Annotated in this window: 7 protein-coding genes and 1 pseudogene; 5 read left to right on the top strand and 3 right to left on the bottom strand. The window is 71.6% G+C overall.

The genetic code is table 11. The features are described 5' to 3' along the window. Positions 1–84: 84 nt before the first annotated feature. Complete coding sequence (locus tag ACIP82_RS37280) at positions 85–954, bottom strand: hypothetical protein (protein WP_400660140.1); 870 nt, start codon at positions 952–954, stop codon at positions 85–87. Between the two features lie 304 nt (positions 955–1,258). Between ACIP82_RS37280 and ACIP82_RS37275 the strand changes: the two genes are divergently transcribed. The 4 genes and pseudogenes from ACIP82_RS37275 to ACIP82_RS37260 all read left to right on the top strand — a co-directional run bounded on the left by ACIP82_RS37275 (position 1,259) and on the right by ACIP82_RS37260 (position 6,275). After that, positions 1,259–1,990 (top strand): TnsA-like heteromeric transposase endonuclease subunit, encoded by a 732-nt coding sequence (locus tag ACIP82_RS37275; RefSeq protein WP_400660137.1) that lies wholly within the window; start codon positions 1,259–1,261, stop codon positions 1,988–1,990. After that, positions 1,987–4,308: a Mu transposase C-terminal domain-containing protein gene (locus ACIP82_RS37270; protein WP_400660134.1), complete on the top strand. Its 2,322-nt coding sequence runs from the start codon at positions 1,987–1,989 to the stop codon at positions 4,306–4,308. The genes ACIP82_RS37275 and ACIP82_RS37270 overlap by 4 nt, the downstream gene beginning before the upstream one ends. Further along, positions 4,302–5,337, top strand: a pseudogene (locus ACIP82_RS37265) (AAA family ATPase). The gene ACIP82_RS37270 and the pseudogene ACIP82_RS37265 overlap by 7 nt, the downstream one beginning before the upstream one ends. Before the next feature lie 44 nt (positions 5,338–5,381). Next, the gene (locus tag ACIP82_RS37260) at positions 5,382–6,275 is read left to right on the top strand and encodes a TniQ family protein (RefSeq protein ID WP_400660131.1); all 894 of its coding nucleotides are present in this window, start codon (positions 5,382–5,384) and stop codon (positions 6,273–6,275) included. Between the two features lie 429 nt (positions 6,276–6,704). Here ACIP82_RS37260 and ACIP82_RS37255 read toward each other — a convergent pair whose 3' ends face one another. Both ACIP82_RS37255 and ACIP82_RS37250 read right to left on the bottom strand, forming a co-directional pair. Beyond that, complete coding sequence (locus ACIP82_RS37255) at positions 6,705–7,241, bottom strand: Imm1 family immunity protein (RefSeq protein ID WP_400660128.1); 537 nt, start codon at positions 7,239–7,241, stop codon at positions 6,705–6,707. Next, positions 7,238–11,398, bottom strand: a complete 4,161-nt coding sequence (locus tag ACIP82_RS37250; RefSeq protein ID WP_400660126.1) for a polymorphic toxin-type HINT domain-containing protein — start codon at positions 11,396–11,398, stop codon at positions 7,238–7,240. The genes ACIP82_RS37255 and ACIP82_RS37250 overlap by 4 nt, the downstream gene beginning before the upstream one ends. Positions 11,399–11,681: 283 nt before the next feature. Between ACIP82_RS37250 and ACIP82_RS37245 the strand changes: the two genes are divergently transcribed. Further along, positions 11,682–12,885, top strand: a 1,204-nt coding sequence (locus ACIP82_RS37245; protein ID WP_400660124.1) for a trypsin-like serine protease, incomplete at its 3' end; no start/stop codon positions are given.

Here is a 12,885-nt window from a genome sequence, read left to right as displayed (position 1 = left end):
TGTCACAAACCATGCAGTGATCCAACTTCGATGACACAAACAGCGATCAGTCCAACTTCGGTGGCAAACGGTCCAGCTTGGCTGTCACAGGTCAGCCGCCGAGGGCATCGCCGGGGCGGTCGTCGAGGGCGTCGTCGACGGGGCGGCGGCGGGCGCCTGCTGCCCGGCCACGGCGGCCTGAACGAGGGCAGAGAGCGCCTCCGCCGGAGCGGACCGGACGAGTTCGGCGACCCCGGGGTCGGGGGTGCACCAGCCGCCGAGGTGGAGCGGGCGCCCGCCGATGCGGTGGGTCACCGGGCGTGCGCACTGCACGCACGGCGCGGCGGGGTGGACAGCCGGCTGACCGTCCGGGCCCCGGTCGTAGTCCGCGGTGGGGGTGCCGACCAGCGCGGCGTCGGCACGCAGCTGCTCACCCCCGCCGGAGGCCTCGGCCAGGGCCTGCGCCGGCGCAGCGGCGGCCGGAGACTGCTCGATCCCGGTCTCGGCGGCGGGAGCGACCGGAGCGGCCGAGACGACGGACTGCTGCTCGGCCGCCGAGGCAGCAGCGGCGGCGGCCGAGGCCTCTGGGGCGACCGGTGTGCTCGCCGCCGAGGTGGTCGTCGTCGGGGCGGGACCGGCGGCCGGGACGACCGGAGCGGGTACGGGAACCGGGACGGGGGCGAAGGTGGCCGGCACCGGCAGAGGCTCCGGCTGGGGGGCGGCGGTGCCGGGCGGCCACGTCAGCGACTGGGCGGCGTGGGTGGGCCCAGCGAGTAGGTCCAGCGGCCGCATCCCCCAGTGGCCGGCCAGCGCGTCGACCTCGTCCAGCGTCCAGGGCTGCGCACCGGACTGACGGCGGGACACTTTGTCCTGGGTCAGGTCCAGGGCGGCGGCGAGCTCGCGCTGACTTTCGCCGGTGCGCTGGCGGATCGCGGCGATGGTAAGCCGCAGCGTTTCCAACGTACTGAGTACCATGAGGGCATCATATCCATATTCGATGGATAATTTCCATTAACTGTGGAGATATTCCACTCGTTTGAGTGACGGTCGATCGAGTCTGGCCGCACCGGGCCGGCGATGCGGAGAAGAGTCGAGGCGGCCCACGGCGGGTTCGCCTTTCGTCGGCTCCCCGCGATCGAGCCCCGGCACGTCCAGCACAGGCACGGCAGGCGAGAGATGCGGCACTCGTTGGAGTGAACGGTGTCCGTTCTTTTATCTGCCGGATTCTCAACGGACTTGACTGCCCGACGGCGGGTCTCTGCAGTGAGGGGTGGGTTTGATGGATGCGGCGAGGGTGGAGGCGTGCTTCGTCACGGTGGTCGGCGAGGTGGTCCAGCAGCGCTTGGGGCGGGCGGCCGGGCAGGTGCGCTTCGAGGAGTTGAGGCCGGTCGCCGCGTTCCCGGTGGTGCCGGGGCGCAGCTGGGGTCCGGGCTGGTGGTGGTCCTCGACGACGGGGCGGCTGGTGGCGCACGGGTCGATGGCAATGCGGATGCAGTTGATGCTGCTGGACCGTAAGCATTCGGTGACCGGCCTGGCGGGGCGGCCGGTGCGGCTGCTGTGGCGCGAGGAGGACGGAGTGGTGCGTTCCTGGGTGCCGCAGTTGTTCGCCCGTTACGCGGACGGCGGGGCGCTGCTGGCCGACTGTCCTGCCGTTGCGGGCCCGGGCGGGCCGGCGGCGCAGCGGGCGGCGCGGGTGCTGGCGCAGGTGTGTGAGGGGGTGGGTTGGGTGTACCGGCGGCTGGAGCCGCCGTCTCCGGTGGTGGCGGCGAATGTGCGGTGGCTGGCCGGCTACCGGCATCCGCGGTTCGGTGCTGACGGGGTGCTGCGTGAGGCGGTGCTGGCGGCGTTCGCGTGTCCGCGGCCGCTGGCGGAGGGGGTCGCGGCGGTGGGGGTGCCGTTGCGGGCGGGGCCGATGGTCTTCCATCTGCTGTGGTCCGGCGCTCTGACCGCGGGGTTGGAGAAGCGGCCGCTGGACGCCGGGACCGTGGTGGGCCGGGGGGTGGCGGCGTGAGCGGCGGGTCGGGCCGGCGGGTGCTGGCGGTGGGCGCGCACATCGTCTTCGACGGGCGCGGGTGGCAGGTGGTCGGGGTGGAGGGGCAGGTGGTGCGGCTGGCCGGCGAGCGCGGGGAGGTCGCAACCGTGCTGGCCGGGCACCTGGTGGCGGCACCGGACTTCGCGGTGACCGGTGCGCGGCCGCAGGCGGGGGTGCCGCAGTGGGGGCTGTTCCAGACGGTGCCGGTGCGCGAGCAGGAGAAGGCGCTGGCCTGGCAGCGGCACATCCAGGAAGTGGAGTACGGGCTCGCCGGCGGGGAGGGCGCAGCGGGGGTGCCGCGGCCGCAGTACGACCCGCTCTCGCGCACGCTGGCTGAGCGGGAGCTGGCCAAGGCCGCGGAGCTCACCGCTCTGGGGTGGGAACGCGTCGCTGTCAGCACCGTGCAGCGGATGCGGTTGAACTACCGGCGCCAGGGGCTGTGGGGGCTGGTCGACCACCGCACGACCAAGCCGGTCAGCCGCACCGGGCGCGCCGACGAGAAGGTCGTCGCCGCGGTGCTGGAGGCGCTGCGGCGCCAGCGCGGCCGCTCCACAGGCACGGTGAAGGGGCTGATGCAGCTCACCAGGCAGGTGCTGGACGAGCGGTACGGGACCGGGGTGATGAAGCTGCCGGCCCAGGCGACGTTCTACCGGCTGGCGAAGGCACTGTCCGACCCCGCCGAACCGCCCGGCCGGCCCGCACGCACCGCCACCGCCTCACCGGGGCGGCCGTTCACGCCTACGGTGGCGCTGCGCCCGGGCGAGCAGGTCATGCTCGACTCCACCCGCCTGGACGTCATGGCCGTCTTCGCCGACGGCACCACCGGCCGCCCGGAGCTGACCATCGCGCTGGACGTCGCCACCCGCTCCATCCTGGCCGCCGTCCTGCGCCCGGCGAGCACCAAGGCCGTCGACGCGGCGCTGCTGCTCGCCGAGATGGCCGTCCCGCACCCGCTGCGCCCCGCCTGGCCCAGCGCCCTGGCCATGTCCCGCGCGCCCGTGCCGTACGAGGACCTCCTGGACGCGGATCCGCGCCTGCAGGCCGCCGCGGGCCGACCGGTCGTGGTGCCGGAGACCGTGGTCGTCGACCGCGGCCGGATCTTCCTCTCCGCGGCGTTTCTGGCCGCCTGCGAGAGCCTGGGCATCAGCGTGCAGCCCACCCCGCCGCGGCGCCCTACCGCCAAGGGGCACGTCGAGCGCGCCTTCGGGTCCATCAACACCCTGTTTGGCCAGCACGTCGCCGGCCACACCGGCTCCAACGTCCTGCGCCGCGGATCCGACAGCCAGCGCGAGGCCGTGTGGAGCGTCGCCCAGCTGCAGGACATGCTCGACCAGTGGATCACCGTCGAGTGGCAGAACCGCCCCACCGAGGGACTGCGCCACCCCTCGATGCCCGCCTGCGCCCTGACCCCGAACGAGATGTGGGGCGCCATGCTCGGCACCACCGGCCACGTGCCGCTCCCCCTGAGCGGCGACGACTACATCGAACTGCTGCCCGTGGTCTGGAAGCCCATCACCGAGCGCGGCATCCGCCTGAACCACCGCACCTACGACCACCCCGCACTCGGCGACTACCGCGGCCAGCCCTCCGGCACCAGCGCGCAAGCCGGCAGGTGGGAGGTCCACCACAACCCCCACGACGCCCGCCGGATCTGGGTCCGCCTCGGCGACGGCGTCTTCACGCCCATCCCATGGATCCACGCCGACCACGTCCACCAGCCCTTCGGCGACCAGCTGTGGCAGCACCTCAAGGACACCGTCGCCCGCCGCGGGGACCGCGACCGGCACGAAGCCGACCTCGCCCAGTCCCTCGACGACCTCCTGCGCCGCGCCCGAAACGGCACCGCCCGCCCCCGCGAACACGCCCTGATCACCCGCCACGCACCCGCCGCCCTCCCCCACGACGACACCAGCGGGCCCGGTGGTGCTGTGGAGGATCCTGGCGGACAGGGCCGAGGGCGCGGGAAGACGAGGCGCCAGAAGCAGGCCGCCGCCCCGGAGAGCTCCGGCCCCGGGCAGCAGACGGACGGCCACGGACCGGCTGTTCCGAGGCCGCGGCGGGCCGGCGCCGCCCGGGCCGGGACGGCGGCCGGGGAGACCGAGATGCCCGCGGCCGTGTTCGGCGCAGCCGAGCCGTGGCCCACGCCGGTGCCACCCCTGGGAAGTCCGGCCCTGGGCGGCGAGGACGGCCTCGACGCCGGCCACGCCTGGGACGACGAGGACGACTTGGACGACGCGGATACGGGGGACGCCGGCTTCGGACTGTACGACGCGGCCGAGGAGGCGCAGCAGTGGTGACCCCGACCGCCCGTCAGTCCGCAGTCCAGGCCGGGAGCGCAACGCCTACCACCTGGGAGGAATGGCGGCGCTTCATCGACCGCAAACGGCCCGCACCGCCTTCCCCGGACAAGCCCCGGCGCAGCGCCGCCCAGCGCCTGGCCTACCACTCCCGGTTCGTCGTCGTCCGCACCCCGGCCCTGGACCAGATCACCACCAGCGTGCGAACCCTCACCCTGCTCGGGCGCCACCAGGACGGCACCGCCCGGCCCGGGCTGATCGTCACCGGACCGCCCACCACCGGCAAGAGCACCGCCCTGCAGGAAGTCGGGCGCACCTACGAGTTGCACCAGCGGTCCCTGTCCCACAGTCCCGTCCCCGGGCGGGCGCCGGTCGCGTACATCCTGGTGCCGCCCGGAGCGAGCGCCAAGAGCCTGGCCGCCGAGTTCGCCCGCTTCGTCGGCCTGCCGGTCGGCCCGCGCATGACCCAGGCCCTGCTCACCGCGACCGTGTGCAGCATGTACACCAGTCTGGGGGGTGAGCCTGGTTCTCGTGGACGAGATCCACCGCCTCAACCCCCGCACCACAGGCGGCGCCGAGGCCGCGGACTTCCTCAAAGACCTCTCCGAACGGCTGCCCGCCACGTTCGTGTACGCCGGCGTCGACGTCACCACCACGCCCCTGTTCAGTGGTGTGCGCGGCGCCCAACTCGCCGGGCGCGCCTCGCTAATCGACTGCGACCCCCTGCCCGCCCGCTACGGCCACCAGACACCGTTCCGCTCCACCGTCGCCGCGTTCGAGAACGCCCTCGACCTCACACACCACCGCCCCGGCTCCCTGCGCCGACTCGCCCCCTACCTCCACCAGCGCACCGCCGGCCGGATCGGCAGCCTCTCCCGCCTCATCCGCGAAGCCGCGATCACCGCCATCGTCGACGGCACCGAGAAGATCACCAAGACCTCCCTCGACGCGATCACCCTCGACCACCTCGCCGAACAACACCACCGCCCCACCCGCCCGGCCGGTCGCCGGGGCCCCGGGCCGAGGTGAGCGCCCACCCGGGCTGGGCGGCGAGCCCCACGCTGGCCGCCCCCGTGCCCACCACCCAGGACGTGCGGCCCCTGCCGGCGGAGAGCACCGCCTCCTGGCTCACCCGCCTCGCCCAGGCCCACCACCTGCCCACGCCCTACCTCCTGGACGGCCTGAACATCACCACCGCCGGCCGCCCCGGCCGGTCACCCGGAGGATCCGAGATCCATCTCGACCACACGGCGCAGCACCACCTCGCCGCGTTCACCCGCGTCCCTCACCACCACCTCACCCGCGCCCTGCCGCGCCTGCACACCCTCCCCCAGGTCCCCGCACGAGCCGGCCACATCGGCGGCCACGCCGCCTGGCGCAGGCTCGAAACCCACGAGGCGCCCGTGCGGGCCTGCCCCACCTGCACCCTGCGCCGCACCCACGGCGCCACCGGCCACGCCCTGGCCTACCTGCCCGACCACGCCCGGCTCTGCCCCCGGCACCACCGCTGGGCCGCCGGCCCCCACCACAACCTCAGTACCGCCGCGCTCCCCGAACTCCCCCGCGCCCACACGAGCCACCAGCGCCTACGACGCCACCCAGACGCCACGGACGCGTGGACCTGGGCCGCCGCGATCACCACCCGCTGGCACGACCACTCCACCCACACCACCCTCACCGCCCGCTGGCGCCACCGCCGGCGACTCCTCCACACCACCAACCCCGGCGTCCAGCCCGTGACCGGCTCCTGGACACTCCTGGCCCGTGACGCCGTCACCTACCCCGAAACCGTCACCCTCGCCCTTGTTTTGGCCACCACCGCACCGTTCCCCCCACCCCGCCACGGCCGCCCGCACCCCGCCGTCCACACCTTCCTCGACCACACCGCCAGCGCGCTCGGCCTACCCCGCCTCACACCCCTGGCCGGTGACCTCCTCGCCACCTGGACCCGCCACCACACCGGATGAACCCCCAAGCCCGCCCGCCTGCCGCGGCCGGCCCGGGTCCACCCAGGTACATAAAGGGCTCTCAACCAAACAGCGGGAAACCCCACCACTTCTCACGCCATCCACGAGTTCTCAACCAACCACCAAAACCCACAGGTCAAACCCACTCTGACACCCAGCCGGCAACAACCCCAGAACCCGCCCACACCCCGGAACCCGACCCCACCACAGCCCGAATCCTTCTCAACCAACCCATCAACCCCCAGCCCAACAACACAACTGCCCAGCCGATCACCGACCCGCCACACGGCAGGGCGACTTGTCGCAGCGGCCAGGTTCCGTCACGGTGGATTGCGGAAAATGGGGTGGGCAGCCGCAGAGGCTGCCCACCCCATTGTTGCCAGATATCGTCAGGTCAACACGCCAAATGTGTGCGCATCGGCTTTCATGCTACTTGCCGAAAGAATCCCAGTCCGGCTCGAGGTCGGTGACATCTTGCACAATTGGAGGCCGGTCAGCCCTTTGGCCGTTCATTTCCCCTCTCGTCCAGGAGATGCATTCCGGTCGCTCACCAGTCCCACTGTCGAAGTATTCACTTATCGCCTCGCGAGCAAGGCTCTTTGGGATCGCGCTAGCGGGGTCATGATAGAGAGGATATCCGGGATCTGAAACCAGTTCCGGATCCCCATCGGGGGCCTTGTCTGCATTGGAAATCCAGACGGAATCGTAGATTCCCCCAGTTTTCCATGCGGTTCCGTTGGGTGACCAGATGAGGGCCCCATATCCGGTCGCGTTGTTGACCGCAACCCGAAGGAAGCTGACCGCCTGTCCGCTATCCTCATCCCTCATGGAGAACCACAGTTCATCTCCGGGATGGCGAGGACTGGGCGGCGTCAAGCGATCGATCAGTGAAGAGATGAGCCGTTCTCCATACTCGTCCTTCTGTGGGCGGAACCTGTCATCTCCGCACTGGATCTCTAGGATCACTTCTTCTTCCTCGGCCTCTTGCCCTTGAATGTTGCTTCCCCCCACGTCCCCGCCTCAGTGAGCCACCGAACCGTGAGTGACTGATCATCGTACAGGATCTCAGGAACTACTACCGGACAGCTCATAACGCCCGGGCAGGGGCCGGTCGGATGGTTGATCACCACCGTGGCATTGTCAACACCCTTCTCTGCCATGTTCCAAGCGAGCTTGGTCTCGACGTGAGTGGCTGCCGGATGCTGCGCCCCACCCGTGGGCTTTTCGATACCCTGGACTTCATCCATCAAATATCTATTGATCGAATCAGTGTCGCGGCTTGAGCCGCTGGGAAAGCTGGATCCGAAAGGCTCTAGTTCGCCATTCTTCTTTGGATTTGGCAGAAGAACCTGTCCCCATGTGGTTCTATTAGTCTGGGTCCAGCGCGGAAGATTGTCCCAGACGCCCCTGAGGAGCTTAATGCAGTTGTGGGTAAGGAGGGGGGTGTCGTCGGCCAGCACGTAGTACGTGTGGAGGTCGTCGACGGTGAGGTTGTGGGCGGGCTCGAGGCCGGTCCAGTGGCGGACGGAGGCGATCTGGGCGGTGGCACCGGTGTCGGTGCGCAGGGTGTCGCCGGCGGCGAGGTCGCGGGCATCGGTCCACTGCCCGGTGTTGACGGTCCAGAAGGGGTGGTGGTCGGTGGAGGTGATCGTCGAGGTCTTGCCGTCGAGGGCAGTGACGGTGAGTTCAGTGAAGTCGCGGTCGTCGGGGGTGTAGATGGTGTTGGTGACTTCGCGCGGCCCGCTCTCCCCGGTGAGGGGGTCGGCGGCGGCGACCTTGTCGCCTTGGCGGATGTCCTGGATGGGCTTGGCGGTGCCGTCGCCCATCAACACTCTGGTGCCGGTGGGGAAGCTGTCGAGGCACGCTGGCAGCTTCGGCTTGACCGGGGGCTTGGGCTTGGCGAAGGGGTTCTTGCTCTTGATCCAGGAGAGAACGTCCCCTGCGGCCTCTGAGCCCTTTTCGCCCCACTTGAAGAACTTGATCACGGCGCTGCCGTAGCCGACGACGGGGATGATGCTGATGCAGGACAGGAGCATGTCCTCGCCGGTGGTGCCCTTGTAGCCCGCGAGGACCTCGCCCTGGTACCAGACGCAGTTGGAACCGTCGGCGGCAAGGTCTCCGACGATGGGGACGAGGCCGGCGAAGTCGAGGGCGAGGTGGCCACCGGTGGAGAGGTAGTCGTACCAGCTGGCACCGCCGTCCGCCTTGGCCTGCTGCTGGGCGGCGAACGCCTTCCACAAGGCGTCTTCGGACTCGACCTGCTGGGCGGCCTTCTGCCTGGCCTCGGTGACGGCCGCCGTGAGGTACGTGGTGGCGATGGCCTGGGCCTCATCGCGGCTCTTGCCGGCGTTCTCGGCCGAGGTGCGGGCCGCCGCCACGGCGCCGAGGGCGGTGTTGGCGGACGCACGGGCGGCAGCCGCACTGCCCTGGGCCAGCTGGGAGGACAACTGGGCAGCGCCGGCGCTCTTCGCGGCCCTGTCCTGGGCCGCTCGAGCGGTCTTCGCGGCGGCGGCGGCCTTGTCGGCAGACCCCTGGGCCCGGCTGGCGGCGGCCTGTGCCTTCTGGGCTGCGGCTGCGGCCTCGCCGGCGGCTTGGTTGGCGCCGGCCGCCGCCGCTTCGGCCTGCGAGGCGGAGCCGGCCGCGGCGGCCGCGGCCTGGGATGCCAGTGAGGCGCTCTGCCGGGCCCAGGCGGCGGCCTGACGCGCGCCCTCGATCAGATTCTCGACGGAGGCGACGTGAGATGCGGCCAGTTCGTCCAGGCGCGCGGCGTAGTACTGGCCGCTGTCGAGGAACTCGACCAGCGCCGGCAGCGGGCTGTCGTAGGCGACGGTTGCCGCGGCCTTCACCTCCGGCCCCTCGGCCTGCTGGAGCTGTGCCATCCGCAGCCGGTCGTCGCTCTCCTTCGCGCTGTACTGCGTGACGGAGAGGAAGGTGGTCAGCGACTCGAGGGTGTTGGTGTCGTAGGCGGCGTAGCCGGCTTCCTTGACCCGGGGGCCCCCGGCTTCGGCGATCTGGACGACCTTGACGCGGTACTGGCTCAGCGCGGCTTGGTGCTGGCCGGTGACGGTGAAGGCCTCGAGCTGTGCGGGGTCGCCGGCCAGGGCGGCGGTGGCGGCTGTGCGCACGCTCTCGTAGGGGCTGTTGGCGGCGATCTGCTCGGTCAGGACGTGGGCGTCCTGTTCGCGGGTCTGCTTCCAGCCGGTGAGGGCGTAGTCGATGACAGCTTCGTCGTTGCCCGCCAGTGCGTACTCGGCGGCGGCCTTGCTCCAGGGCCCCTTGGTCTTCAGCGCGGCCAGTGCGATCTTGCGGCCGTTGGCCACCACGGTGGCCGACGGGGTGCCGGGCTGGGCGGCCTGCTGGGCCAGTTGCTCGGACTCGGCGTTCAGACGCTGGGCGGTTGCCTTGGCCGCGTCCGCCGCGCGCAGGTTGCGCTGGTAGGTGTTGTTGGCCTGTTCGGCGCGCAGGGTGGCGGAGGCGGTGCGGGCGGTGCGCTGCTCGGCTTCGGTGGCCTGGGCGAGCGCGTGGATCTGCTCCGCCTTGGCGACCGCGTCGTTGGCGTCGTTGGCGGCTTGCTGAGCGCCGGCGGCGTGAGCGGCGGACTGCTCGGCGGCGTTGTGGGCGTTGCCGGCGTGCGCGGTGGCGTCGCGGGCGGATTCCGCCGCGCGGGCCGCTCGCTGGGACGCGGAGGTGGCGGCGTTGCCCGCCTCGGTGGCCAGGGCCGCGGCCTGGTGGGCCAGGGATGCGGCCGCGCCGGCCTGGCGGGCCGCTTCGGTGGCGCCCTTGCGGGCGGAGGAGGCGGCCTGGCGGGCCTTGCCTGCGGCGGCTCCCGACTGGTTGGCGTAGCCGCCGGCCTCGTCGGAGGCGTTGCTCGCGGCGGTGATGTTCGCCTCGGCGGACTTGGTCGCCTCGGCGGCGATGGCTGCCTGCTGGGCCGAGTTGGCGGCGCGGGCGGCGGCGCTGGCGGCGAAGCCGGACAGCTCGGCGGCCTTGGCGGCGCCGGCGGCGGCGTCCTCGTCCCTCTTGCCGGCGGCTGCCGCGTTCAGGGCACGGGTGGCGGCCTGCCCTGCCTTGATCGCCGCGCCGGCGGCCTGGGAGGCGGCCGAGGCGGCGAGCTTGGCGGCGTTGTTGGCGCGTGCGGCGGCAGCGGTCGCGGCGGTGGCGGCTTCGCCGGCCAGGCGTCCGGCCTCGGCGGCGCGGTTGGCGGCGGCCTCGGCCCGGGCGGTGTCGTCCTTGGCGGCCTTGGTCTCGGCTGCGGCCTTCTCAGCGGCCTCCTTCGCCAGTTGGGCGGAGACCCGGGCGCGCTCGGACGCCTCGACAGCCGCGGCCTTCTCCCGGTCGGCCTGGTCGCCTGCTTCGCCGGCCTGCTTGGCGAGCTCGGCGATGGAGGCAAATTCCTGGTCACGGGCTCGGGCGACGTGCTGACCGACGTCGAGGAATTCGCGGATCTCCTCGAGGGTGCCGTCGTAGGCGAGGGTGCCGGCTGCCTTGACGGCCGGGCCGCCCGCCTCGGTGACCTGGACGAGCCTGAGGCGGTCATCGCTCTCACGGGCGGCGTACTGGCCGTCCTCGAGGAAGGCCCGCAACTGTGCCGCAGGCTGGGCGACCGCCGCGAAGGCCGCCTCCTTGGTGCGGGGCCCGCCGGCTTCGCCGATCTGGGTCGTCAGGAGGCGCTGGTCCGATTCCAGGGCGGCCTTGTAGCCGTTCTGGAGGAACGCGGCGACTGCGGCGTCCCCGCTGCTCAGGGCTCCCTGGGCGGCCACGCGCACGCGCGGGCCGGCCATGGTGACCATCTCGACGGCGGCGAGGCGGTTGTCGGCGGCCTCGGCGGTGGCGAGTTCACCGCCCGCCGGGTTGTCCGGGGCGCCGAGGAAGAGACGGACCTGGTCCGTGGTACCGGCCAGGGCGATCTCTGCGGCGGCGCGCACCGACGGGCCGCCCTCGCGCCAGGCCTTCAGCACGCGCCCGCGATCCGACAGCGGCGGCGGCGCGGGCTGTTCGCCGGAGGCGACCTGCGCGGTGGACAGCAGAGAGGCCAGCAGTGTGACCGGCAGTACCCCGCGGGCGAGCCAGCGGAAGCGCGCACCTCCTCTCGACGACCGCGGCCTACTTGCGCCTGAACTCACGGCGAACTCCTTTCAGGATTCTTTGAACGGAATGCGGAAATAGCGGTCCCCCGCACCGGGGAAACCGCTCATCGGGGACGGATATGCGCACTGAAAATGGCATGGCAGTGCCAATGAGGTGTCTGACCTGGAAAAATGCCGGACCGATCGCCGCCGATGATCATACAAGAGTATTCATTGCGCAATATCGACTAAGGTGCTCGAAGACATGATCCAGTGTCCGTTTTGCGCAGCTCTTGACGGTAAAGCAAGAGTCGGATCCGGACATAAGGGAAGGAAAGACATGAGATTCCGTGCTCGCCCGCACGGCAGGACCGTGGTGCTCGCCACGGCCCTCGGGCTCGTGGCCACCGGCTGGTCCGCGGCCCCCCGCGCCACCGCCGACACCCCGCCCGCCCCGCCCGTCGCGGTGGAGAACCTGGCCTACCCCGGCGCCGCCGGGATCCTCGCCGAACGCGGCATCACCATCACCCGCGGCGACGGCCGCGTAAACCTCGTGGACTGCGCCGACGGCAACTGGGAGATCCGCGTCGGAGCCACCACCCCGGACCCGACCGATCTGGACATGGTCTGCTTCGACGCGCCCTACGACTCCGGCTACGTCGCGCTCAGCCTCCCCCAGGCCTACATTGTGAAGACCGTCGGCCGCTCGGTGCGCGCGAGCCTGTCCGTCAATCAGAGGCCCACCGAGACCCTCGACGTCCCCGCCAACACGAACAAGGCATTCGGTGAGGGGGTGGACCCCAACAGCCCCGCCGTCCTGCTCGAGCTGCGGATCACCGGCTCGACCGGCCCGGCACCCGCCGTCCAGCCGAACGACGCAGCCTTCGCCTACGCCGCGAAGATCGACATAGGCAACGGCAAGCGCTTCTGCTCAGGCTCCCTCGTCGACGCCCGGTGGGTACTCACGGCCGCCTCCTGCTTCACCGACACCCCCGACAACCTGAGCACAGTCACCGCCGGAGCCCCCAAGGACTCGGCTAAGGTCACCGTCGGCCGCACCGACCTCAACAACACCACCAGCGGCACGAGCATCGACATCGTCGAGGTGGTGCCTCGCACCGACCGCGACCTCGTCCTGGCCCGCCTTGCCGGGCCCGTCACCGGCATCACCACCGCCAAGCTCGCCACCACCGCCCCAGGCTCCGGCGAGAACCTCGAGGCTGCCGGCTACGGCCGATCAACGAGCACCTGGGAGGGCCGCCTCCTCGGCAAGGGCACCCACACCGCCACCGCTGTCACCGCCACCACCCTCGAGAGCACCCTCGCCAGCGGCAAGCCGGTGTGCGCGGGCGACGCCGGCGCCCCCGTCCTGCGCAAAGCAGGCGGAACCGCCGAGATCGTGGGCGTCGTCTCCCGCTCCTGGCAGGGCACCTGCCTAGGAACTCCCATCACCGAGACCCGCACCAGCGCCACCAGCACCCGCACCGACGACCTGGGCGTCTGGGTGAAGGAGCTGCGGTTCCGTACGGCGGACGTGCAAGCGG

The sequence above is a fragment of the Kitasatospora sp. NPDC088548 genome (assembly GCF_044753005.1).
Lineage (GTDB): Bacteria > Actinomycetota > Actinomycetes > Streptomycetales > Streptomycetaceae > Kitasatospora.
Note: the sequence above shows the minus strand (reverse complement) of the source record. Positions and strands in the feature narration are given on the sequence as shown.

Bases quoted from the DNA above. Each gene is read 5' to 3' on its own strand.
- ACIP82_RS37280 (WP_400660140.1), bottom strand. From the start codon at position 954: ATGGTACTCAGTACGTTGGAAACGCTGCGGCTTACCATCGCCGCGATC.
- ACIP82_RS37275 (WP_400660137.1), top strand. From the start codon at position 1,259: ATGGATGCGGCGAGGGTGGAGGCGTGCTTCGTCACGGTGGTCGGCGAG.